Source organism: Kitasatospora sp. NPDC022856 (assembly GCF_055561235.1).
Window position 1 is genome coordinate 1 of sequence record NZ_JBVHHE010000008.1, and the last position, 22208, is coordinate 22208.

Below are 22208 nucleotides of genomic sequence, written 5' to 3' on the forward strand. Positions count from 1 at the left end.
TCGGTCCAGGAGACCTCCTGGCCGGTGCGGCGGATCACCAGGACGTGCTCGACGCCGTCGGTCTTGGTCAGCGCCTCGTCGATGGCGGGCTTGAGTGCGGACGGCTTGCCGCGGCGGTAGCCGCCGTCGGCGGTGATGACCAGCTTGGCCTGGGCGTCCTGGATCCGGGAGGCGACGGCGTCGGCCGAGAAGCCGCCGAAGACCACGGAGTGGGTGGCGCCGATCCGGGCGCAGGCGAGGATCGCGACGACCGCCTCGGCGATCATCGGCAGGTAGACCGCCACCCGGTCGCCCTTGGCGACGCCGAGCTCCAGCAGCGCGTTGGCGGCGCGGGAGACCTCGTCCTTGAGCTGGGCGTAGGTGATCGAGCGGCTGTCGCCGGGCTCGCCCTCGAAGTGGATCGCGACCCGGTCGCCGTTGCCCGCTTCGACGTGGCGGTCGACGCAGTTGTACGCGACGTTGAGCTTGCCGTCCGCGAACCACTTGGCGAACGGCGGGTTGGACCAGTCGAGCGTCTCGGTGGGCTCCACGGCCCAGGTGAGGCGGCGGGCCTGCTCGGCCCAGAAGCCCAGGCGGTCCTCGGAGGCCTGCGCGTACGCGGCCGCGGTGACGTTGGCGGCTGCGGCGAGCTCTGCCGGCGGGGCGAAGCGCCGCTCCTCCTTGAGCAGGTTGGCCAGGCTCTCGTTGCTCAACGCGCACTCCTCATCGAGTCATGATCGGGGTCAATCCCGTGCGTGGGGATTGTCCCGTGTGTCCCAGCGCACAGCTCACCAGGCGAAGTGGTCGGTTGACAAGAGGCGCCGGGTAATTGGTGTAGACCTTTGACCGAGAGTCGAACGGCAGGCCGAGGGAGGAGAGCCTCGGTGGCGGTACGGAGAACTGGGCCCGTGCCCCGGTCCGCCCCGGCGGGACACGGGCCCGGCTCTCAGGCGGCCAGCCGGGGGTCGCCCCCGGTGACGGCTGCCGTGGCGAGGTCCGCACCGGCGGCGGAGACCTCTTCGATTTCACTCATTCGCCCGGGCGTGTCGCAGGGTGCCGGGCCCGCCGTGCCGCCCAGGGCCTCGACCGAACTGAACCGGCCGCTCTCCCGGTCGAGCACGTAGGCCTGGGCGGTGGCGAAGTCGAAGTACATCCCCACCAGCCGCAGGCTCCCCTCGGCGACCCGGCGCTCCACTGCGGGGTTCGCCATCAGCTGGTCCAGCTGCTGGACCACGTTGGTGATGCAGAGCTGCTCCACCACGTCGGCCGCCGGGCGGGTGGCGAACTCGGCGGGCACGCGGCGCAGCCGGTCGAGCGAGCCGCGGCCGTTGCGCAGCCAGCGGGTGAGCGCGGTCGGCGGCCCGGGGCGGTCGTGGACGCCGTCCAGCAGGGCCTTCATGGCCCCGCAGCCGGAGTGCCCGCAGATCGTGATGGAGCGCACCTCCAGTACCTCGACGGCGTACTGCACCGCGGCGGCCACCGAGTCGTCGGCGGCGCCCGGCTCGAACGGCGCCGGTACGAGGTTGCCCACGTTGCGAACGGTGAACAGGTCACCGGGCCCACTGTTGGTGATCATGCTGGTGACCAGGCGCGAGTCGGAGCAGGTCAGGAACAGCTGGGAGGGCGTCTGCCCCTCCCGGGCGAGCCGGGCGAGCTCGGGGCGGACCAGCGGAGCGGTGTGCAGCTGGAACACCCGGACGCCGTCCAGGAGCCGGCCGTGCGGATCCTCCTGCTGGTCGATGCAGTGGTGGCCGACCCAGGGAGTCCAGGCGCGGCAGCGGTGCGGGCCGGAGGAACTGCCCGCCCGGACGGTGCCGTCGGGATCGAGGACCTCGTCGTCCTGGCGCCGCGTCACCATGGACACCTGGCCGCCGGCCGCCTGGCGGCCCGTCCGCCAGCTGTGCAGCGTCTCGTACGCGGCGTGGTCCAGGAAGGAGCCGTCGTGGACGACCGCCACGTCGGCGGCGGCGGGGATGCCGGCCAGCGCGCGGCTCAGCCGGGGCACGGCGGTGAAGGTGAGCGGCCCGTGCGTCTGCACCGTGAAGGAGCCGTCGGGGCCGGCCAGGACGTCCACATGGGCGCGGGTCAGGCGGTAGAGCGCGAGCAGGACGGCCGTCGCGGCGCCCAGCGCCACCCCGGGCAGAACGCCGAGCAGCACCACGCCGAGCACGGTGGCGAGGTAGACCGGGAACTCGCGGTGCCGGTGCACCTTGCGGATGTGCGCGAAGCTGACCATCTGCAGGCCGACCACCAGCACGAGCGCGGCCAGCGCGGCGAGCGGGATCCGGCGGAGCCCGCCGGTGAGCGCCAGCGCGGCCGCGAGCACCCAGACGCCGTGCAGGATCGAGGACCACCTGGTCTGTGCGCCGGCCCGGACGTTGGCCGTGCTGCGCACCGCGCCGCCGGCGATCGGCAGCCCGCCGAGCAGGCCACTGATCATGTTGGCGAGGCCCTGTCCCCGCAGCTCGCGGTCGAGGTCCCCGGTGCGGTGGGCCATCCGGTCGATGGCGACGGCGGAGAGCAGCGACTCGACGCTCGCCACGGCGGTGACGGTCAGCACGGCGGCCAGGATCGCGGCGATCGGCCCGTGCGGCAGGTCGGGGACGAGGTCGTGCGGCTCCCAGGCGGGCAGTTCGACCCGGGCGAGCTGCAGCCCGAGGGCCATCGCGAGCGCGGTGGCGGCGCCGACGGCGACCAGCGGGCCCGGCACCTTGGTCAGCCGGGCACCGAACGCCCCGGCCCTGCCGGGGAGTCGGCCGAGCCTGGGCCAGCCGAGCAGGACGGCGGCGGTGACCGTGCCGACGGCCAGCGCGGACGGGTGCGGGCCCGCCAACTGGCTCGGCAGCGCGCGCAGATTGGCCAGTGCGGAGCTCTGCGGGGATCCCCCGAGGACGACGTGCAACTGGGCGATGGCGATGGTGAGGCCGACGCCGGCCAGCATGCCGTGCACGATGGCGGGCGAGACGGCGAGCGCCGTCCGGGCCACCCGGCGGACGCCGAGCAGGAGCTGGAGCAGCCCGGCGGCGAGCGTGATGGCGCAGGTGGCCTGCCAGCCGTACTGGGTGATCAGCCCGGCGGTGATCACGGTCAGCGCGGCGGAGGGGCCGCTGACCTGGAGGGGAGTGCCGCCGAAGAAGCCGACCACGATGCCGCCGACGGCGGCCGCGGCGAGCCCGGCGGTGAGCGGGGCGCCGGTGGCCAGGGCGATGCCGAGGGAGAACGGCACCGCGATCAGGAAGACCACCAGGGAGGCGGAGAGGTCCTGCACCCAGTGACCGCGAGAGGGCGGTCCGGGCGGGGCGTGGTCGTTGGTGTCGGAGGCGATGGGTGCGCTGGAGATGTCGAGGGTCATTGTCTTCCCGTCTGTCCGGGGGAACGAACGCAGTCAGGTCCGGTGGTGAGTCCGGTTGTGGGGGCTCGGGGAGTCGGATCGGCTGTCGTGGGTCGCGACGGTGTGGCGGGATGGCGTGGGGCGCGGCGGGGATTGCGGGTGTCACCGGCCGGGCCGTGGACCATCAAGGGGCCTCGAAGAAGCCGGGGAGGACCAGGCCGCAGAGAGGACCATCAAGACTCGGTAAACCGAGGGTAATGAAAGCTTTGCACAGCGTCATCTCGGGCGGTAGGTCCAGCGCCCTTGATTCACCCCATTGGGTGGTGTTCGAACGGACGGAAATCTGCTGGTGGCGCCCGTGGCGGCGTCGAACACGCGCAAATGGGCCGTGGCTTCCCCGGGGGCGGGGGAAGCCACGGCCCATGGGCGGCGGCGGGGCGGGCGTGCGACCGGGGCGCGCTCCGGCGCGGCGTCCGAGGTGGGGCGGGATCAGCCTTCAGGCGTGGGCGCCCGCCGGGGCGGGCCGCTGGCCGCCGAGCACGAAGTCGCCGTCCACCTGGGTGGCGAGGTCGATGCCGACCTTGGCGTTGGCCCAGCTCTCCGCGTTGCGGAGGTGGAAGAGGACGGCCTGCTCGGTGTAGCGGAGGGCGTCCCGCCGCTCGTGGGCGGCGTCGGCCTCGGCGCGCAGCTGCTCCAGCACGGCGCGGTTGCCCGGCTCCAGGGCGCGCAGCGGAGGCTCGGCGCCGCGCTCCAGCCGGCGCACCCAGTCGGACTGCCCGAAGGTGGTCAGCAGGTCGTCGCCGACCTCGGCGCGCAGGAACTCCAGGTCCTCGGCGCTCTGCACCTTGTTGCCGACCACGCGCAGCCGGACGCCGAAGTCCCGGGCGTAGTCCTTGTACTGGCGGTACACCGAGACGCCCTTGCGGGTCGGCTCGGCCACCAGGAAGGTCAGGTCGAAGCGGGTGAACAGCCCGGAGGCGAACGAGTCCGAGCCCGCCGTCATATCGGTGACCAGGTACTCGTCCCGGCCGTCCACCAGGTGGTTGAGCAGCAGCTCGACCGCGCCGACCTTGGAGTGGTAGCAGGCCACCCCGAGGTCCTCCTCCGTGAAGGCGCCGGTGGCCAGCAGTCGTACGGACCCCTCGTCGAGCGCGATCGGACGGGCGCAGGCCGCGTACACCGGGTTCTCCTCGACGATCCGCAGCAGGCGCGAACCGCGGCCGGGCGGCGTGGTCTTGATCATCTCCTCGGCGGACCGGATCAGCGGATTGTCGCCGCGCAGGTACTCCTTGATCTCCGGCAGGTGGGCGCCGAGCGACGGCAGCTCCGCCGCCTGAGCGTCCGTCAGGCCGAGGGCAGGGCCGAGGTGCTGGTTGATGTCGGCGTCGACGGCGATGACCGGGCGCCCCGCGGCGGCCAGGTGGCGGATGAACAGCGAGGACAGCGTGGTCTTGCCGCTGCCGCCCTTGCCGACGAAGGCGATCTTCAACTGGGACTCCCGCTCTCGCTCTGGGGCCCGATCTCGGGGCCGCCTGCTCGGGGCCTCTGCCGGGCCGCTCCGCGCGCCCCTTCCGGGTCGCGTCCGCACTGCGCCGAGGCCGACGATCTCCTGAATTGGAAATCGTTATCGTCTCCGATAGTGGCCATGCTATCCGTGGTTTCGGGTTCACCGGCGGAGGGAAGTGAGGATTGCCTCGAACGGGTGATGCGGGGTTGCTGTTCCGGGAGGGGGTCCTCGTTCATTACTCTCGGGTAGGTGAGCACAGGAACAGATCCCCTCGCCCCGCTGGCCCAGCTCCCCGGGGTGCCCGACGCGGTGGCCGAGGTGCGCAAGGCCGTCGACCGGCTCTACGGCCACCGGGTGATGCGCCGCCGCGCGGCCGAGGTCACCTCCGAAGCCGCGCTGCGCGGGGCCCGCGCCTCGGCGGCGCTGGCCGGGGCGGACTGGCCGCTGGAGGAGGTCCGGCGCCGCAGCGACTTCAGCGCCGACGAGGAGTCCCGCACCGTCGGCGCCGCGCTGCGGATCGCGGCCGAGGCCGGTCAGCTGCTGAGCGTCTGGCGGCACTCGCCGCTCCAGGTGCTGGCCCGGCTGCACCTGCTGGCGGTCGGGGACGCCGACCCCGCGGCGGGTCGGCCGAGGCGGGCCGGGGAGGGTGTGGAAGACCTGTTCCCGCTGGAACTCAAGCCGGTGGAGAGCGTCGAGGTGGAGGCGACTCCGGCCGGGCCGGCGGTCGAACCGCCACCGGCGCCCGGGGCCGAGGAGGTCGCCGCCCGGCTGGACCAGCTCTCCCGCCTGCTGATCGCCCGTGCCGAGGGCCAGGGCGTCGGGACGCCGGCCCTGGTGGTGGCCTCGGTGGTGCACGGGGAGCTGTTGGCGCTGCGTCCGTTCGGCTCGTTCAACGGTGTGATCGCGCGCGCCGCGCAGCGGATCGTCCTGATCGCCGAGGGGCTCGACCCGAAGTCGATCTGCCCGGCCGAGGTCGGTTTCGCGGAACTCGGCACGGACACCTACCGGCGCGCGCTGGCCGGCTACCTGGCGGGCACACCGGACGGCCTTGCGGCCTGGATCGGCCACTGCGGCCGGGCGTTGCGGCTGGGCGTGCGGGAGAGCACGGCGGTCTGCGAGGCGATGCAGCGCGGCATGGTCTGACCGGTCCGGGGGCGCGGTCCGGCCGGGCGCGCGCCCTGGGCCGGACCCGGCGGGGTCGGCCGGCTTCGGCGACGCGGGCGGTTCGGCGGGCGGTGAGAGCGAGGATGCGGCGGCACCCGATCCTGCCTGGGTGCCGCCGCTGGTACAGGTGCCGGGTGACCATGCATGCACCGGAAGTGCCCATCAGACGGGGATCCTGCCCGTTCGTCTGGTGCGGCGGCCCGACAGCGGGTCGGCTGCATGTGGGTGCTCGACTATCTGTACGTGCGGTCCGTGGGGCCTGAACTGCGTTGTCGGTTTGACCTCTTCGGTCCTGTACCGGGTCTCGCGGGCCGTGCTTCCTTTGTATCGCGTTTCGGGGGAAAGGGGAACCCGAATCGAGAAGTCTTCGGCTTTTGCCCGTTCTATCCGAAGGGCCCGGGTAAGTATCTCTTTGGGGAGAGCTGCTTTCGGCAGGCCGGGACGGCGCGAGCGGCAGGCGCCCGGCGCACGGGCCGAGTGTCGGCCCACCCGCCCGGTGCGCCGGCCGCCGGCCACGCGCCCTCAGGCCGCCGGACGGCGGCGGCGCGCCACGTACCAGATCACACCGGCGGTCAGTGCCGCGGCGCCGACCGCCACCGCCGTCAGCACCGAGCCGCTCGGCGCGGAGAATTCCGGGAGCCGGCGCCGCAGTTCCACCGGACGGTCGAAGACCAGCACCGGCCACTCGCGGGCCACCGCCTCCTTGCGCAGTGCCCGGTCCGGGTTGACGGCGGACGGGTGGCCCACGGCCTCCAACAGCGGCAGGTCCGTCGAGGAGTCGCTGTAGGCGTAGCACTGGGCGAGGTCGTACCCCTCGACCTCGGCCAACTCCCGGATGGCGGCGGCCTTGTTCTCGGCATAGGCGTAGTAGTCGATCTCGCCGGTGTACCGGCCGTCCTCGATCTTCAGCCGGGTGGCGATCACGTGGTCCGCGCCGAGCAGTGCGCCGATCGGCTCGACCACCTCGGAGCCGGAGCTGCTGACGATGACCACGTCGCGCCCGGCGGCATGGTGCTGCTCGATCAGCGAGGCGGCCTCGTCGTAGATGATCGGGTCGATGAGGTTGTGCAGGGTCTCGGCGACGATCTCGCGGACCTGCTGGACGTTCCAGCCCCGGGTGAGCGCGGAGAGGTACTCGCGCATCTTCTCCATCTGGTCGTGGTCCGCGCCTCCGACCAGGAAGACGAACTGGGCGTAAGCACTGCGCAGGACGGCCCGACGGTTGATCAGACCGCCCTGGTAGAAGGGCCGGCTGAAGGCCAGGGCGCTCGACTTGGCGATGATGGTCTTGTCGAGGTCGAAGAAGGCGGCAGTCCTGGGGCCTGTCGGGCGCGTGCGGGTGACCGGCAGGCCGGCCGCCGCGGGAGCGCCGGGCTCCTCGGCCGCGGTGGCGCCGTCCTGCTCGGCCGCCGCGGAATCCGGGACGGCGCCGGAGTTCCCGCGCTTCCCCTCCGCCGCCTTCCCGTCCACCGCAGGGTTGTCGCTGTTCTCGACAGCCGCCCCCTTGGTCCCGGTGGCCGCCGAGGACTTCGAGGACGCCGCGGTCCCGGTCGTCCCGGTCGTCCCGGCGGACTCCGCGGACTCCGCGGTCTCGATGGTCTCGGCGATCTCGGCAGTCTCGGCGGTGGAGTCCGGGGACTCGTCGGCGTACTCGTCGGCGTTCTCGGTGGTGTCCACGGGAACCGAGGATAGAGGGCGCTGGAAAACAGCCCGCCATTCGGCGTACTCATGGCCGCGCGGGTTTGTGTTTCTGGCCGCTCGGGTACACCATGGAAGTCACGGATCGTTCGCGACCGTGCTAACCCGGTCCGGCTCCTCCCCCCCGAGTCGGGCTGTGGATAGACGACCCCCGCTCTCCCCCCCGGCGGGGGTCGTCGCACGTCCGGGGCCATTTTCAGGGCTTGAACGGCTGCTGCGGAGGATTCCGCGCCCGGCCCGGTGGCGATCTACAAGGGGTGTCGGATCGAGGGTGCACCGGTCCGCTTTCATCACTCTCGGTAGCCAGTTGCTCAGGTTGCCGTGCGCCGGCCCCCAGCCTCCGAAGCCGCCCTCGGGATGCTTCGAAGAGCGTGCGAAGAACCCCGGAGCGTGTTCGGGAGGCCTCGGTGGAGGCCGGGACGATCAGCCTCGGCGTGATGTTCCGACTCTTCTCGGTGAGCCCGTTTCGTCAATTCACTGCTCAATAGCCCCCTGTCCGAGTGAACGAAGTTATCCACAGACCCGAGTTGTCCACAGGGAATCGGAACGGGGCTGACGGAATCCGGATCACCCCCCACCGTGATGCACGGCAGCGGTTGCCGGTCGGGCCCCATGGGGCCGGCCGCGCGGTCGCCCGCCGCGTCCATCCGGATGCGCGCCCGTACCGCTCAGCGCGAGCGGTACGGGCGCCGTACAGGGGAGACCGTCATGTCGACACCACTCACCGACCACGCCGCCGCGGACGGCCCGGCGACCACCGGCCCGCTCGTCGTCACCGAGGACGACGGCCTGGCCGAGCACCTGCTGCGGCTGTGCGCGGCCGCAGGTACCGAGCCGCAGCTGATCCGGGGTGCCCCGCCGACGCGCGGGCTCTGGGAGAGCACACCGCTCGTACTCGTCGGGGACGACCAGGCCGAGCGCTGTGCCGGGCTCCCCCGCCGCACCGGGGTACTGCTGCTCGGGCTGGACCTGGACGACCCGGGCATCTGGGTCAGGGCCGTCCAACTCGGCGCCGAGCACGTGCTGTTCCTGCCGGACGCCGAGGCGTGGCTGCTCGACCGGATCGCGGACGCCACCGAGGGCATCGGCACCTCGGCGCTCACCGTCGCCGTCCTCGGCGGCCGGGGTGGGGCCGGTGCCTCCACCCTGGCCTGCGCGCTCGCGGTCACGGCCGCCCGCACGGGCCGGCGGACCATGCTCGTCGACGGCGATCCGCTGGGCGGCGGCCTCGACATCCTGCTCGGCGGTGAGACGGCCGGCGGCCTGCGCTGGCCCGACCTGGCCGGTTCGCGGGGCCGGGTCAGCGGCGCCGAACTCGCGAAGGCGCTTCCGGTGCTCAAACGGCTGACCTCGCTCTCCTGCCTGTCCTGGGACCGCGGCGACACGCTCGCCGTGCCGCCCGAAGCCATGCGCAGCGTGCTGGCCGCCGCCCGGCGCAGGGGCGGGCTGGTCGTGGTCGACGTGCCGCGCCGGCTCGACCCGGCCGCCGGCCAGGCGCTGGAGCAGTCCGACCTGGCACTCCTGGTGGTGCCGGCCGAACTGCGCGCGGTCGCGGCCGCCGACCGGGTCGCGGCATCCGTCCGGATGCGGCTCCACGACGTACGGGCCGTGGTGCGCCCGCTGCGGCCCTTCGGGCTCCCGGCCCACCGGATCGCGCAGGGGCTGCGGCTCCACCTGGTGGGGGAGTTGGAGCCGGAGCCCGGGCTGGCCGCCGACGCCGAGCAGGGCGTACCGCCGGGGATCCGTACGGAGGGCCCGCTGGCGCGTTTCTGCGAGACCTTCCTGGACGAGGTGCTGCCGCCGGTGCCGGCGGTGGGCGGAGGTGTGTACTGATGGTTCGTCTCGGAGGTACGGGAAGGGCGAACGCCACCGGGCGGAGCCTCGCTGCGCGGGAGCGCCGGCCGCTGCGCAGCGTGGCGACGGCGGCCGGGCCGGCGGAGTCCGGCCGGCGGCCCGAGCCGCCCCCCTACGGGCGGACGGCTCGGGAGGAGCGGACGGCGGCGCTGGTCGACGCGGTGCGGCTCAGGTTGGCCGAGTCGGGCGCCGCGCCGACCGCCGGGTCCGTCGCGGCGGCGCTCCGGGCGACCCGGCCGCCGCTCGGCGGAGACGAAGTCCTCGACACCGTGCGCTCGCTGCGCGCCGAGCTGGTGGGTGCGGGCCCGCTGGACCGGCTGCTGTCGGCGCCTGACGTCACGGACGTACTCGTCAACGGGCCGGACGAGGTCTGGGTCGACCGGGGCGGCGGTCTGCGCAGGGCCACCGGTGTCCGCTTCGCCGACGCCGAAGCGGTCCGTCGGCTGGCCCACCGGCTCGCCACGGCGGCCGGGCGCAGGCTCGACGACGCGCGGCCCTGGGTGGACGCCCGCTTGCCGGACGGCACCCGGTTGCACGCGGTGCTGCCGCCGATCGCGGCCGGGTGCACCCACATCTCGCTGCGGGTCTGCCGGCCCCGCCCGTTCACGCTCGACGAGTTGGTGGCCGGTGGCGCGCTTCCCGCCGCCGGGGCCGAACTGCTGGCAGGCATCCTGCGGGCCCGGCTCTCCCTGCTGATCAGTGGCGGAACCGGCACGGGCAAGACCACGCTGCTGGCGGCGTTGCTCGGGCTGGCCGGGCCCGGCGAGCGCATCGTCGTCGTCGAGGACTCCGCCGAGCTGCGACCGGCCCATCCGCATGTGGTACGGCTGCAGAGCCGACCGCCCAACCAGGAGGGGCTCGGTGAGCTGACCCTGCGGGATCTGGTCCGCCAGGCGTTGCGGATGCGGCCCGACCGACTGGTGGTGGGGGAGGTGCGCGGAGCCGAAGTATCCGACCTGCTGGCCGCCTTGAACACCGGACACGAAGGTGGCTGCGGCACTGTGCACGCGAACGCCGCGGCGGACGTCCCGGTCAGGCTGGAGGCGCTCGGCTCGCTCGCGGGGCTGGACCGGGCGGCGCTGCACAGCCAACTCCGGGCCGCGCTGGACGTGGTGGTGCACCTGGTGCGGGATCCGGCCTCCGGGAGGCGCCGGGTCGCCGAGATCCACACGCTGTCCGGTGACCGCGACGGGCTGGCCGTCACGACTGCGGCGGTGGCGTTCACGGCGGGCGGGGCCACCGTGCCCGGAGCCGGCCGGGACCGGCTTCTGCGGCTGCTCGCGGCCCGCGGGGTGGCGGTGGGCGCGGCGCTCGCGGGAGGACCGTCGTGATCCCGGGGGCGGTCGAGGTGGCGTTCGGCCTGCTGGTCTGCGGGTGCGCGGTGGGTGCGGCCGGGCTGCTGGGGTTGTGGCGCGGCAAGGGTGAACGGCGAAAGGAGTGAGCGGGATGACGAGAGATCAGGTCGAGCTGTGCTGGGTGGCGATGCTCTGTGTGGTGGCCACGGTGGGGTGGAGCGCTCTCCAGCGCCAGGTGGTGGGAGTCAGGCGGTCCAGGCTCCTGTTCGTCGGTGGGACGGGTGGGGGAGGGGGTGGGAGCGATGGCGTGCCGATGCCCCGGTGGCGGTGGCCCTGGTCGAGCCCCGAGGCGGCCGGATCCGGTTCGGCCGCGCGGCCGCGACGGCCGGAGTGGCTGACGCCGGAGTTGCTCCTCCTGCCCGGCGGGCTGGGAGTCGCCCAGGTGACGGCTTCGCCGGTGCCGGTGCTGGTCGCGGGCTTGGCCTTCCTTCCCTTGCGGCGCCGACGGCGGCGTCGCGCGGTGGAGGCGGAGGCCGGTCGGCGGGCCGCCGCAGTGGTGGACCTCTGCGCGGCACTGGCCGGGGAGTTGCGCAGCGGCGCCACGCCCGAGCAGGCGCTCCACCTGGTGACCACGCGAATCGCCGAGGACGACGAGGCCCTGCACCGGATCGGCCTGGAGCCGGTGGCCCGGCTCGCGGCCGGCCGGTACGGCGGAGATGTGCCCGGTGCCTTCGAGTCGCTGGCGGAGTTGCCGGGTGGCCGCGGGGCGACCGCGATCGCCGCCTGCTGGCGCGTCACGTCCGACGGCGGCGCGGGGCTGGCCGCCGGGCTGGACGGGGTCGCCGAGGCACTGCGGGCCGAACGGGCGCTGGCGGAGGAGATCGCGGCCGAGCTGGCCGCGCCGAGGACGACGATCGCCGTCCTGGCGGCGCTGCCCGTCGCCGGGCTGCTGCTCGGCGCGGCGCTCGGGGCCCGGCCGCTGACCGTCCTGCTGCACACTCCGGCCGGGCTCGCCTGCCTGGCGGGCGGAGCGGCGCTGGAGGGGCTCGGCGCGGCCTGGACGGCCCGGATCGTCCGGGCTGCCTCCCGGGGCGCCCTGGAGGGTCCTCTGGGCGACGGAGGGACGGCCGCCGGGGCCACGGTCGGGTCCGGGGTCGCGGCCGAGCCCGGAGGCGGCGGCGCAGTCGGCGACCGGCCGGACGGTGGGTGGCGGTGCGGCATCTCCCGCACGCGGGCCCGGCCCGGTCGCCCGAGCGGTTCGTTCCGTGCCGAGGCGGCTTCGGCGTGACGCCCGGTACCGAGCGGCTCGCCCTCCTGGCAGGGCTGGGAGCGGGAGCGCTGTTCCTGCGGCGGTGGTCGAGGGGGCGGACCGGCCGCCGGAGGGCGGTCGCGCTGCTCCGTTCCGGCGGCTTCCGGTCCAGTGCTCGCTCCCGGCCCCGGCGGCCGGGCCGGCCCACGGCGCGGGGGCGTCGGCCGACCTGGGCCGGGCGGCCGACCTTGCCCGGCCGGCTGGCCGGCGGGGGAGAGGGCCACCTCCGGCGCGCCGGGTCCGCCGCACCGGGCATCGCCGCGATGGTGCGTGCGCGACGGGCCGTGGTGGCGGCCTGCGCCGGGACGGCCATGGCCGCCGTGCTCGGCGGTGGGCCAGGCCTGGGGGCGGGCTTCCTGCTGGCCGTGGGTCTGCACCGGTGGCTGACCAGGGCGCGGTCCCCGGCGGAGCGGCGGTCCGCGTGGGAGGAGGAACAGCTCGCCCGGCAACTCCCGTTCGCCGCGGAGCTGCTCGCGGCCTGCCTCGGGTCGGCCGCCTCGCCCGCCGCGGCGGTGGCGGCGGTCGGCCGGAGCGTCGCCGCGCCGATGGGGCCACGGTTGGTGACGATCGCGGCCGAACTGGCTCTGGGGGCACCGCCGGAGCTCTGCTGGAGACGATTGGGTGAGGAGCACCCGGCCCTGGCGCCGCTGGCCCGCTGCCTGATCCGGACGAGTCTGAGCGGAACCCCGGCGGCCGGGCCGCTGGTCGGGCTGGCGCAGGCCCGTCGGACCGCCGCCGCCCGTACGGCGCACGCCAGCGTCCGCCGTGCCGGCGTGCTCGCCACGGCGCCGCTGGGGCTCTGCTTCCTCCCCGCGTTCGTACTGATCAGCGTCGTCCCGGTGGTCATGGGGCTCACCGCCGGCTTCGCCCGGTCGATCTGAATCGACGACCTCAAAACCTCCGCTGTCGAACTCGAAGCACCGCCCGGGCCGCGAGTCGGCCCTGAGCGGCAAAGAACCCAAGGAGAGAATCCATGACTGCATTGATCGCGCACCGGCCCGCCGACAACGGCCGACCGTACCGGCGCCTGCTCGGGGTGTGTCGCCGGCGGAGTCGCTGGGCGGCCGTCCGGATCCGACGGGCAGCTCGCGCCCGGGGCAGGTCGGACGCCGGAATGACCACCGCCGAATACGCCGTGGGCACGGTCGCCGCGTGCGCGCTGGCCGCCGTGCTGTACAAGGTGGTGACCAGCACGGCCATCGTCGAAGCGCTGACCGAGGTCATCACCCGGGCGCTCCATGCGTCGTGACGGCCGGTGGGCCGGCAGGCCTCCCGGGGCATTCGGGGCAGCCAGGACGTCCGGGGCAGCCGGGGTGACCCGGCTCCGTCGCCGGGACGCGGGCTTCGTCACCGCCGAGACGGCGGTGGCGATGCCGGCCCTGGTCCTGCTCGCCGTGATGCTGATCTGGGGAGTGCTCGCGGCGGCCGCGCAGATCCGCTGCGTCGACGCGGCGCGGGTGGGCGCCCGGGCGGCCGCACGTGGCGAGGTGGACGCTGCCGCGATCGCCCAGGCGGCGGCCCCGCCCGGGGCGGCTGTGCGGGTGGCCGTCGAGGCGGACACGGTTCGGGTCACGGTGGACGCGCCCTCGGCGGCCCCGGGCCGGCTCGCCGGCCTGCTCTCGGTACGGCTCGGCGCGGCCGCGGTGGCGGCGCGGGAGGACACCCTGACGGGCGGCGGGGGTGCGGGTCCATGGCCCTCCTGACCCCTGGGGCGGCCGTGATGGGCAGGGTGGCCAGGGCCCGGGGCGCCCGTGCGTCGGTCGGGCGCCCGACCGACGGCGGATCCGCGACGGTCTGGCTGGTCGCGTTCGCGGTGCTCGGCTGTACGACGTTCGCCGCGGTCCTCTCGGTCGGCGCGGTGGTGGGCGCCCGCCACCGCGCCGAGTCCGCCGCCGACCTGGCGGCCCTCGCGGCGGCCGACCGGCTGCTGCTGGACCTGGACGGCGGGTGCGCCCGGGCCGCCGGGATCGCACGGGCACAGGCGGCCGCCCTGGTGTCCTGCACGGTGGACCGGGAGGCGGACGCTGTCGAGGTGGTGGCGGAGGTGTCGATCGGCCGCCTTCCGGTGGATCTGCCGATCGGGCCGGCGCGGGCCCGTTCCCGAGCCGGGCCGATCCGTGCCGCGGCTGCTGCTACGGCTGCTGCCGCGGACGAGGGCGTCGGTGCGACGGCAGGCGGCTCATGAGCCCCCGGCGGACGGCTCGGCCGCCCCGGCCCCGGCCTCCGGGCCGCCGTCGCCCTGAGGCTCGTGAGGCGTCCGGCCCCCGTCCCCGTCCCCGTCCCCGTCTCGGCCCCCGTCCCCGTCTCCGTCCCCGTCTCCGTCCCCGCTTGGGGCCCCGGCCCCGTCGGCCACCGGTGCTCCGGCGAGCAGGATGTCCAGCAGTCGGACGGCGGCCGCCTTGTCCAGCGGTTCGTTGCCGTTGCCGCACTTGGGCGACTGCACGCAGGACGGGCAGCCGCGTTCGCACTCGCAGGCGGCGATCGCCTCCCGGGTGGCCGTCAGCCACTGGACGGCGCGCTGGAAGCCGCGTTCGGCGAACCCGGCCCCGCCCGCGTGGCCGTCGTAGACGAAGACCGTCGGCAGCTCGGTGTCGGGGTGCAGCGGCACCGAGACACCGCCGATGTCCCAGCGGTCGCAGGTGGCGAAGAGCGGCAGCAGGCCGATGGAGGCGTGTTCGGCGGCGTGGGCGGCTCCGGGCAACTGGTCGAGCGGGATGTCCGCGTCGAGCAGCTGGTCCTCGGTGACGGACCACCAGACCGCCCGGGTCCGCAGGGTCCGGGGCGGCAGGTCGAGTTTGGTCTCGCCCATGATCTCCCCGGTGGAGATCCGTTTGCGGAGGTAGCCGACCACCTGGTTGACGACCTCCACCGAACCGAAGCTGAGCCGGCCCTCGCCCCAGGCGAGGGAGGTGTCGGTGGAGAGCACCGAGATGGAGGTGATGTCCCGGGCGGCCGTCGTGTACGGCGGGTCGGCCGGCTCGACCAGGGCGACGGAGCTGTCCAGGTCGAAGTCCCGGACGAGGTAGCTGCGTCCCCGGTGGATGTGGACGGCCCCGGTGTGGACGGTGGTGTGGGCGGCGGAGGCGTCCACGGTGCCCAGCAGCCGGCCGGTCGGGGCCTCGACGATCTGCACCGGGCTGCCACCGCTGCCACGCAGGTCGACGGCGTCGGCGGCGCGTTCGCGGCGGGTCCAGTACCAACCGCCACCGCGGCGGCGGAGCAGCCCGCGCCGCTCCAGGACGGGCAGCAGCGGGCCCGCGGAGGGGCCGAACAGGTCCAGGTCGCCGTCCGTGAGTGGGAGTTCGGCGGCCGCCGCGCACAGGTGCGGGGCGAGGACGTGCGGATTGTCGGGGTCGAGCACGGTGGCTTCGACGGGCGTGGCGAAGAGCGCCTCCGGGTGGTGCACCAGGTAGGTGTCCAGCGGGTCGTCGCGGGCGATCAGGACGGCCAGGGCGCCCTGGGCCTCGCGCCCGGCCCGCCCGGCCTGCTGCCAGAGCGAGGCCCGGGTGCCGGGGTACCCGGCCATCAGGACGGCGTCCAGACCCGAGATGTCGACGCCCAGTTCGAGAGCGGAGGTGGAGGCGACGCCGAGCAGCCGGCCGGACTGCAGATCGCGTTCGAGGGCCCGGCGCTCGTCGGCGAGGTAGCCGCCGCGGTAGGCGGCGACCCGGTCGGCGAGCGGTCGGCCGAGCTGGTCCTGGGCCTGGAGCGCGACGAGTTCGGCCGCCCGGCGGGAGCGGACGAACACGACGGTGCGGGTCTGCCGTTCGACGAGGTCGGTCAGCAGGTGGGCGGCCTCGGCGGTGGCCGTCCTGCGGACCGGGGCCCCGTGCTCGCCGACGTTCTCGGTGAGCGGCGGTTCCCAGAGCCCGAACACCATCGGACCGCGGGGCGAGGCGTCCTCGGTGACGGCTTCGGCGGGCAGCCCGGTGAGCAGCCGGGCGGTGGCGCCCGGGTCGGCGGTGGTGGCCGAGGCCAGCAGGAAGGTCGGGGAGGAGCCGTACCGGGCACAGATCCGGCGCAGTCGGCGCAGCACCTGGGCGACGTGCGAGCCGAACACGCCCCGGTAGCTGTGGCACTCGTCGACCACCACGTAGCGCAGCGTCTTGAGGAAGGAGGACCAGCGCGCGTGCGCGGGCAGGATGCCGCGGTGCAGCATGTCGGGATTGGTGAGCACGTAGGAGGCGTACTGGCGGACCCACTCGCGTTCCTCGGGCGGGGTGTCGCCGTCGTAGAGGGCGGGCCGGACCCTGGGCGGGGCGAGTTCGGCGGCCCGTCGCCGCTGGTCGGCGGCGAGCGCCTTCGTCGGGGCCAGGTAGAGCGCGGTGGCGCCACGGCCGTTGCGGGCCTCGGTCCCGTCCAGCAGGTCGCTGAGCACCGGCGCCAGATAGCCGAGTGACTTGCCCGAGGCGGTTCCTGTGGCGATCACCACAGTATGGCCGCTTTTGGCCAGGTTCATCGCTTCTGCCTGATGAGCCCAAGGACGTTCCACGCCCAGCTCCCGGGCGGAGGCGACGATCTCGGGTCGGATCGAGTCGGGCCAGGGTGAATAACGTGCTGGTCGGGCGGGAAGGTGCTCCGTATGGGTGAGCCGGTCCGACCGCCCCCGGGTGGTGGACAGGGTCGTGAGCAGTGCCTCGGGCAGGCTGTGACGGGGCGGCATGAGGACCCAGTGTGTCACCGGCGTGACGGAGAATCGTCGTAAGCCATCGTGCGGTCATGGTCGCAGGTGGTTGAATGTGGCCGTGACGGCCGTACGGCCGGGGGTCGCAGCGCTGAGGCTCGCCACGCGTGATTGGGCGCGTCCGGGGTACGCGACCATGCGGTGACGGCCGTCCGGCCGAAGATCGCAATGACGTAGCAAGGCAAGGTGCTGGAGGTTCCGTGGACCTGTCCCTGTCGACCCGTACAGTCGGCGATCGCACGGTCGTCGAGGTTGGCGGCGAGATCGATGTGTACACCGCCCCGAAGCTGCGTGAGCAGTTGGTCGAGCTCGTCAACGACGGCAACTACCACCTCGTCGTCGACATGGAGGGCGTGGACTTCCTCGACTCGACCGGTCTGGGCGTGCTGGTGGGCGGTCTGAAGCGAGTGCGGGCCCATGAGGGCTCGCTGCGCCTGGTGTGCAACCAGGAGCGCATTCTGAAGATCTTCCGTATCACCGGCCTGACCAAGGTCTTCCCGATCCACACCTCGGTGGACGACGCGGTCAACTCGACCGACTGACCAGGCCGGGCCGGCCTCGTGTCGACCCGTCCGATCCACGTGTCCGGCGTGCCGGGGCCCCGTGTGGCCCCGGCCCGTCCGGGCCCGCCCCGGAGCCGGTGGGACCGGTTCGCAGGGGCCCGCATGCCCGGCCTCGGCCGGACACCCCGAGGGGGAGAGATGGCAACCGTCGAACTTCGATTCAGTGCGCTTCCCGAGCATGTCCGTACGGCCCGGCTGGTCGCCGCGGCTGTGGCAAGACGAGCCGGGGTCGACGAGTCGGTGCTCGACGAGGTCCGGCTCGCCGTGGGCGAGGCGTGCTCCCGTGCGGTCGGCCTGCACCAGCGCGGTGGCATCACCGGTGCGGTCAGGGTCGCTCTCACGGACCAGGAGAAGCGTTTCCTCATCGAGGTCGAGGACGAGGCGGGCCCCGCCACCGTGCCGGCCCCTGGTGCTGCCGAAGGCGATCCGGACGAGGACACCCTGGGTCTCGCCGTGATCACCGGACTGGTGGAGGAGCTGGAGGTCACCAGCGGAGCGAGCGGTGGCCTGATCCGGATGAGCTGGCCGGTCTCGGTCGACGCGATGGCACTCTGACCGGCGACTGCCGACGGCCGACCGGGCCCTCCCGTCCGGCCGGTTCCTGCTGCCCGCCGACTACGGCGGTGGCCGCTGTCGTGGTCGCTCGCGCGCTGTTGTGGCCGCGTCGCCGTCGTGACGGCCGACCGGTTGCCGCACACGTCCCTCGCGCCACGCCACGGCCGCAGCCGGGGAGTCCACCTGACGGGAGCGCATTGACAAACTGTTGAATCCAGCGGTTCCCTGCTCTCGGCACGACCGGCCCCGATCGGTGATCGGGTCTGTCGTAGAAGGTCGTAGAAGAGGGAACCCATGCGGATTCGCATCCTGTGGCCCGCCGGTCAGGCGCTCGCCACGCTCACGGCCACCCCCACCGCCCAGGCGCTCTGGGGTGCGTTGCCGATCAGCTCGTCGGCCAGTACCTGGGGCGAGGAGGTGTACTTCGGGACGCCGGTCAGCGTGCCCAGGGAGGACGACGCCCGGCAGGTCGTCGAGCCGGGCACCGTGGCGTTCTGGACGGACGGTGACAGCCTCGCGCTGCCCTTCGGGCCGACGCCGATCTCCCGGGACGGCGAGTGCCGGCTGGCCAGCCCCTGCAACATCCTCGGCTCCCTGGACGGGGATCCCGAAGTGCTGCGCACCGTCCGCCCGAACGACCCGGTCAGGGTCGAGCGGGCCTGAACCAGGTCCGCCTGGGTTCGGTCGGCCTGAGTCCATATCCCGGGGCCGGTGCGCCCGGGCCCGGTACGCCTCTCGCCGTGAGGGCCCCCGAGGCCGGGGAAAGCCGTCCGAAGGAGGGGAGCGACCGATCCAGGCCGGGGAGACCGATCGGAGCCGGTACGGGCGGGAACCGGGGGCCGGGTGGCGGCCGTGTAGGTTCGCAGTTCGACGACCGAAACCGAAAGGGCTTCTCCCGGTGAACAAGCGACTGCTGGCCGTACCCGCGCTCGGCGCGCTGCTGGCGTTCGGCGCCGTCGGCTGCGGCGACGACAACAGCAAGCAGCTGGAGTCCTGGGCGGCGAACGTCTGCGGCGCGGCCAAGGACCCGATCGCCCAGGCGCAGACCGCTCTGGCGGACACCGGCCAGGTGAAGACCGGTGAGGCCCCGGCCGATCTGCAGAAGCGCCTCTCCGCCGACATCGGGCGGCTGGCCAAGACCAACCAGGAGATCGCCGCCGCCATCGACTCCGCCGGTGCGCCCAAGGTCGACGAGGGCGGGAACCTCCAGAAGGACACCGTCTCGGAGCTCAACAAGGCGGCCGACCTGTACCTCGACGTCCAGAAGAAGCTGGACGCGCTGCCGAACGACGAACAGGCGAAGTTCGCCGACGGGCTGCGCAGCGTCGCCGACCAGGTGCAGAAGCTGGCCTCGCTCTCCACCCAGGCACAGGCCAAGCTGCAGCGCGGCGACCTGGGTGCCGCGATGGCCAAGCAGGAGGGCTGCAAGCCGGGCTCGGCCGCCGCGGCGCCGACCGCCGGAGCGAGCGGGACGCCGACGGCCGGCGGCAGCACCGGCACCCCCGCGCCCGGCGCGACCGACGGCGCGAGCCCGGCGGGCAGCCAGGCCGCGACGGACCCGGCCGCGACCTCGGCCCCGCCCGCCCCCGCCGCGTCCAGCCCCGCGCCCTCGGCGAGCTGACCCGACCGGTCCGGAGCCGACCCCGTCCGGAGCCTCGTCCCCGTCCGGAGCCGGTCCCGCCCGGCCGTGCTCGGCGCGGGCGGGTCGGCGGCCCGGCCCCGGCACGGGCGGCCCGGGCGGGGAAGCGGCCCCGGCGGGGAAGCGGGCCCGGCGGGGAAGCGGGCCCGGCGGCCGGGGGGACAATGGCGGGGTGATCAGTAGCCCCGTTCTCGACCCGACCCGCCTCCCCAAGTTCCGTGAGGCGCTGCTCGCCGCCGCGTACACCGCCGACGGCTGCCTCGACCTGCTCGGGCCCACCGGCTACGCGGCGCTGGCGCGCAGCGAGGCCGTCCCGGCGCTGCGCGCCACCCGTGGCGGCAGCCCGCTGGAGACGCTGGTGCGGCTGTTCCTGCTGCAGCAGCCCGTGCCGTACCAGGCGGCCGCCGCCGCGCTGCCGGTCGAGGACTGTCTGACCGACGGCTGGCTGCGCGCGGACGGGGACCAGGTGCGCGCCACCGTGGACGTCCGCCCGTATGCCAACGAGGTCTCCGGTCTGCCCAGTTCGGACGCCTGGGTGGTCTCCGACCTGGGCTGCGCGGTCGGCGGCGCGGGCGGGATCGGCTCCGGCGAGACCGCGCACGGCGTGGCCCGCAAGGACCTGGTGCTCGGGGTGGGGGGCGCCTCCACGACGCTGGCCAACATCACGGTGCGCCGCCCGGTCCGGGCCGCCCTGGACCTCGGCTCGGGCTCCGGGGTGCAGGCCCTGCACGCCGCCCGGCACGCGCAGCGGGTCACCGCCACCGACCTCAATCCGCGGGCGCTGAGGTTCACCGAGCTGACGCTCGCGCTCTCCGGCTTCGACAACACCGACGCCGCCGCCGGCAGCCTCTTCGAGCCGGTCGGGGAGCGGAAGTTCGACCTGATCGTCTCCAACCCGCCGTTCGTGATCTCGCCCACCGGCCGCTTCACCTACCGCGACGGCGGCATGGCCGGCGACGACCTCTGCCGCAGCCTGGTCCGCTCCGCCGCCGCGCACCTGGAGCCGGGCGGCTACTGCCAGTTGCTCGCGAACTGGCAGCACGTCAAGGGCGAGGACTGGCACGACCGGCTGGCCGGCTGGGTGGCGGGCACCGGCCTGGACGCCTGGGTCGTCCAGCGGGAGGTCCAGGACGTCGCCCAGTACGCCGAGTTGTGGCTGCGCGACGGCGGTGACCACCGCGGCGCCGGCGGTGACTACCAGGCCCGGTACGGCGAGTGGCTGGATGCCTTCGAGGCGGGCCGGGTCGAGGGCATCGGCTTCGGCTGGATCACGCTGCGGGCGAGCGGCGCCGAGCGGCCGACCGTCCGGGTGGAGGAGTGGCCGCACCCGGTCGAGCAGCCGCTCGGCCCGCACATCGAGGAGTGGTTCGACCGGCAGGACTACCTGCGCACGCACGACGACGCGGGGCTGCTCGCGGCCCGGTACGTGCTGGCCGACGAGGTGGTCCAGGAGCAGGTCGGCGCACCCGGGGCGGAGGACCCGGAGCACGTGATCCTGCGCCACAACCGCGGCATGCGGCGGGCCACCAAGGTGGACACGGTGGGAGCCGGGTTCGCCGGGGTCTGCGACGGGACGCTGTCGGCCGGCGAGATCGTGGACGCCATCGCGCAGCTGCTCGGCGAGGACCGGGTGGTCCTGCGGGACCGGGTGCCGGAGTCGTTGCGGCTCCTCACCGAGCAGGGGTTCATCCGACCGGTCGAGTAACGGCCCCGGAGCTGCCCCGCGGGCCTGCTGCCCTGCTGCCCCGCTGCCCCGCAGGCCGGCCGCCCTGCGGGTCCGCCGCCCCCCGGCGCCCGGTCGGCCGCCCACCCGCGGCCGACACCCGGTGTCCGTCCGCCACCCGCCGGTGCCCTCGTTCGTTCGGCTCGCGTCGAAGCCCGAAGGCGGCCCCGCCGCGACCTGCCGTGGCTCGAAACGGCCTGCCGTGACCCGGCACGGCCCGGCGCGGTCCGACGGCCCGCCACGGCTCGGTCCGGCACGACCCGATTCGGTCCGAACGGGCCGGCTCGAGCCCCTGCCGGTTCATCTCCCGGTGCCTCCTGGTTCGCCCGCCGGTCGCCGAACGGCTGTCCCGCGTTGGCCCCGGACTGTGAAGCTCTGTCCACAGGCTGTGGACAGAGCTGGGGGCAAGAGGTGGACACGACGACGGCCACGGCGGGCGGCGCGGTGCTCGCGCTCTTCGGCGGCGCACTGCTGCTCTGGTGCGCGTCCGAAGTGCGCCTTCGCCACCTGGTGCGACGCCGTGGCGTGCCGGCGGTGGCCACGGTGGTCGCCGAGGCCGACGCCCACGGTGAGCTGGACAGCGCACCGTTGCTCTCCTTTTCCGCGCCGGCCGTGAGGGGCGCCTCCGGCCCGGGACGATGCGCCGAGCTGGTGATCACCCGCCCGCGCGGCCACACCCCGCTGCGCCGGCCGGCCCGCTTCGCGCCCGGGGCGTCCGTCCGTATCTCCTACGATCCTCGGCGGCCGAGCCGCGCGGTCCTGGCGGCGGCGGAAACCGGCCGGGCGGCGGTGGCCGATCTGCTCTGGACCTCGCTCGGCACCGGCTGCGTGGCCGCGGGGGCGGCACTGATCGCCGCCGGCCTCAGGGGCTGAGCCCCGTCCCACCGCCCGCTCCGCCCGCCGCGAG

General features: G+C 74.5%; 19 protein-coding genes. 14 read left to right on the forward strand and 5 right to left on the reverse strand.

Annotated features, from left to right (window positions below; translation table 11 throughout):
- From ACZ34W_RS11715 to ACZ34W_RS11725, 3 genes are all read right to left on the reverse strand, one after another.
- Nucleotides 1–692: AMP-binding protein (locus tag ACZ34W_RS11715; protein WP_465603363.1), on the reverse strand; the 692-nt coding region annotated here is incomplete at its 3' end.
- Nucleotides 693–925: 233 nt separating this feature from the next.
- A complete protein-coding gene (locus ACZ34W_RS11720; protein WP_465603365.1) occupies nucleotides 926–3331 on the reverse strand; it encodes a SulP family inorganic anion transporter in 2406 nt (801 codons plus the stop codon).
- 475 nt (nucleotides 3332–3806) lie between these two features.
- Nucleotides 3807–4799 carry an ATP-binding protein gene (locus ACZ34W_RS11725; RefSeq protein WP_329488508.1) on the reverse strand — a complete coding sequence of 331 codons (993 nt, stop codon included), beginning with the start codon at nucleotides 4797–4799 and terminating at the stop codon, nucleotides 3807–3809.
- A gap of 267 nt (nucleotides 4800–5066) precedes the next feature.
- On the opposite strand from ACZ34W_RS11725, the gene ACZ34W_RS11730 reads away from it, so the two are divergent.
- Complete coding sequence (locus ACZ34W_RS11730; RefSeq protein WP_465603368.1) at nucleotides 5067–5960, forward strand: Fic family protein; 894 nt, start codon at nucleotides 5067–5069, stop codon at nucleotides 5958–5960.
- A 543-nt stretch (nucleotides 5961–6503) separates the two neighbouring features.
- Here ACZ34W_RS11730 and ACZ34W_RS11735 read toward each other — a convergent pair.
- Nucleotides 6504–7331 (reverse strand): HAD family hydrolase, encoded by an 828-nt coding sequence (locus tag ACZ34W_RS11735; RefSeq protein ID WP_359804183.1) that lies wholly within the window; start codon nucleotides 7329–7331, stop codon nucleotides 6504–6506.
- A 1056-nt stretch (nucleotides 7332–8387) separates the two neighbouring features.
- Here ACZ34W_RS11735 and ssd point away from each other — a divergent pair.
- The 7 genes from ssd to ACZ34W_RS11770 all read left to right on the forward strand — a co-directional run bounded on the left by ssd (nucleotide 8388) and on the right by ACZ34W_RS11770 (nucleotide 14322).
- Nucleotides 8388–9512 (forward strand): septum site-determining protein Ssd, encoded by a 1125-nt coding sequence (gene ssd, locus ACZ34W_RS11740; RefSeq protein WP_465603370.1) that lies wholly within the window; start codon nucleotides 8388–8390, stop codon nucleotides 9510–9512.
- Nucleotides 9512–10864 (forward strand): TadA family conjugal transfer-associated ATPase, encoded by a 1353-nt coding sequence (locus ACZ34W_RS11745; RefSeq protein WP_465603372.1) that lies wholly within the window; start codon nucleotides 9512–9514, stop codon nucleotides 10862–10864. Before ssd ends, ACZ34W_RS11745 begins: the two co-directional genes overlap by 1 nt.
- A 406-nt stretch (nucleotides 10865–11270) precedes the next feature.
- Entirely contained in the window at nucleotides 11271–12116 is an 846-nt protein-coding gene (locus ACZ34W_RS11750) for a type II secretion system F family protein (protein ID WP_329488503.1), read from the forward strand.
- A gap of 284 nt (nucleotides 12117–12400) precedes the next feature.
- Complete coding sequence (locus ACZ34W_RS11755) at nucleotides 12401–13018, forward strand: type II secretion system F family protein (RefSeq protein ID WP_465603374.1); 618 nt, start codon at nucleotides 12401–12403, stop codon at nucleotides 13016–13018.
- Between the two features lie 233 nt (nucleotides 13019–13251).
- Nucleotides 13252–13386 carry a DUF4244 domain-containing protein gene (locus ACZ34W_RS11760; protein WP_396485931.1) on the forward strand — a complete coding sequence of 45 codons (135 nt, stop codon included), beginning with the start codon at nucleotides 13252–13254 and terminating at the stop codon, nucleotides 13384–13386.
- 64 nt (nucleotides 13387–13450) lie between these two features.
- Complete coding sequence (locus tag ACZ34W_RS11765; protein WP_329488501.1) at nucleotides 13451–13840, forward strand: TadE family type IV pilus minor pilin; 390 nt, start codon at nucleotides 13451–13453, stop codon at nucleotides 13838–13840.
- Nucleotides 13828–14322, forward strand: coding sequence for an Rv3654c family TadE-like protein (locus tag ACZ34W_RS11770; RefSeq protein ID WP_465603377.1), 495 nt, complete (start codon nucleotides 13828–13830; stop codon nucleotides 14320–14322). Before ACZ34W_RS11765 ends, ACZ34W_RS11770 begins: the two co-directional genes overlap by 13 nt.
- Here ACZ34W_RS11770 and ACZ34W_RS11775 read toward each other — a convergent pair.
- Complete coding sequence (locus ACZ34W_RS11775; RefSeq protein ID WP_465603379.1) at nucleotides 14317–16800, reverse strand: DEAD/DEAH box helicase; 2484 nt, start codon at nucleotides 16798–16800, stop codon at nucleotides 14317–14319. The genes ACZ34W_RS11770 and ACZ34W_RS11775 overlap by 6 nt on opposite strands.
- Nucleotides 16801–17021: 221 nt before the next feature.
- Here ACZ34W_RS11775 and bldG point away from each other — a divergent pair, with 221 nt between their 5' ends.
- The 6 genes from bldG (at nucleotide 17022) to ACZ34W_RS11805 (ending at nucleotide 22174) form a co-directional block, all read left to right on the forward strand.
- Nucleotides 17022–17363 carry an anti-sigma factor antagonist BldG gene (gene bldG, locus ACZ34W_RS11780; RefSeq protein ID WP_148644090.1) on the forward strand — a complete coding sequence of 114 codons (342 nt, stop codon included), beginning with the start codon at nucleotides 17022–17024 and terminating at the stop codon, nucleotides 17361–17363.
- 159 nt (nucleotides 17364–17522) lie between these two features.
- The gene (locus ACZ34W_RS11785; RefSeq protein WP_329488498.1) at nucleotides 17523–17939 is read left to right on the forward strand and encodes an ATP-binding protein; all 417 of its coding nucleotides are present in this window, start codon (nucleotides 17523–17525) and stop codon (nucleotides 17937–17939) included.
- Between the two features lie 294 nt (nucleotides 17940–18233).
- Nucleotides 18234–18602, forward strand: a complete 369-nt coding sequence (locus ACZ34W_RS11790) for a cyclophilin-like fold protein (RefSeq protein WP_352291048.1) — start codon at nucleotides 18234–18236, stop codon at nucleotides 18600–18602.
- A gap of 235 nt (nucleotides 18603–18837) precedes the next feature.
- A complete protein-coding gene (locus ACZ34W_RS11795; RefSeq protein ID WP_329488496.1) occupies nucleotides 18838–19560 on the forward strand; it encodes a hypothetical protein in 723 nt (240 codons plus the stop codon).
- Nucleotides 19561–19750: 190 nt separating this feature from the next.
- On the forward strand, nucleotides 19751–21283 hold the full coding sequence (locus ACZ34W_RS11800; RefSeq protein ID WP_329488495.1) for a DUF7059 domain-containing protein: 1533 nt from the start codon (nucleotides 19751–19753) through the stop codon (nucleotides 21281–21283).
- A 429-nt stretch (nucleotides 21284–21712) separates the two neighbouring features.
- Nucleotides 21713–22174, forward strand: a complete 462-nt coding sequence (locus ACZ34W_RS11805; protein WP_465603382.1) for a hypothetical protein — start codon at nucleotides 21713–21715, stop codon at nucleotides 22172–22174.
- Nucleotides 22175–22208 lie beyond the last annotated feature (34 nt).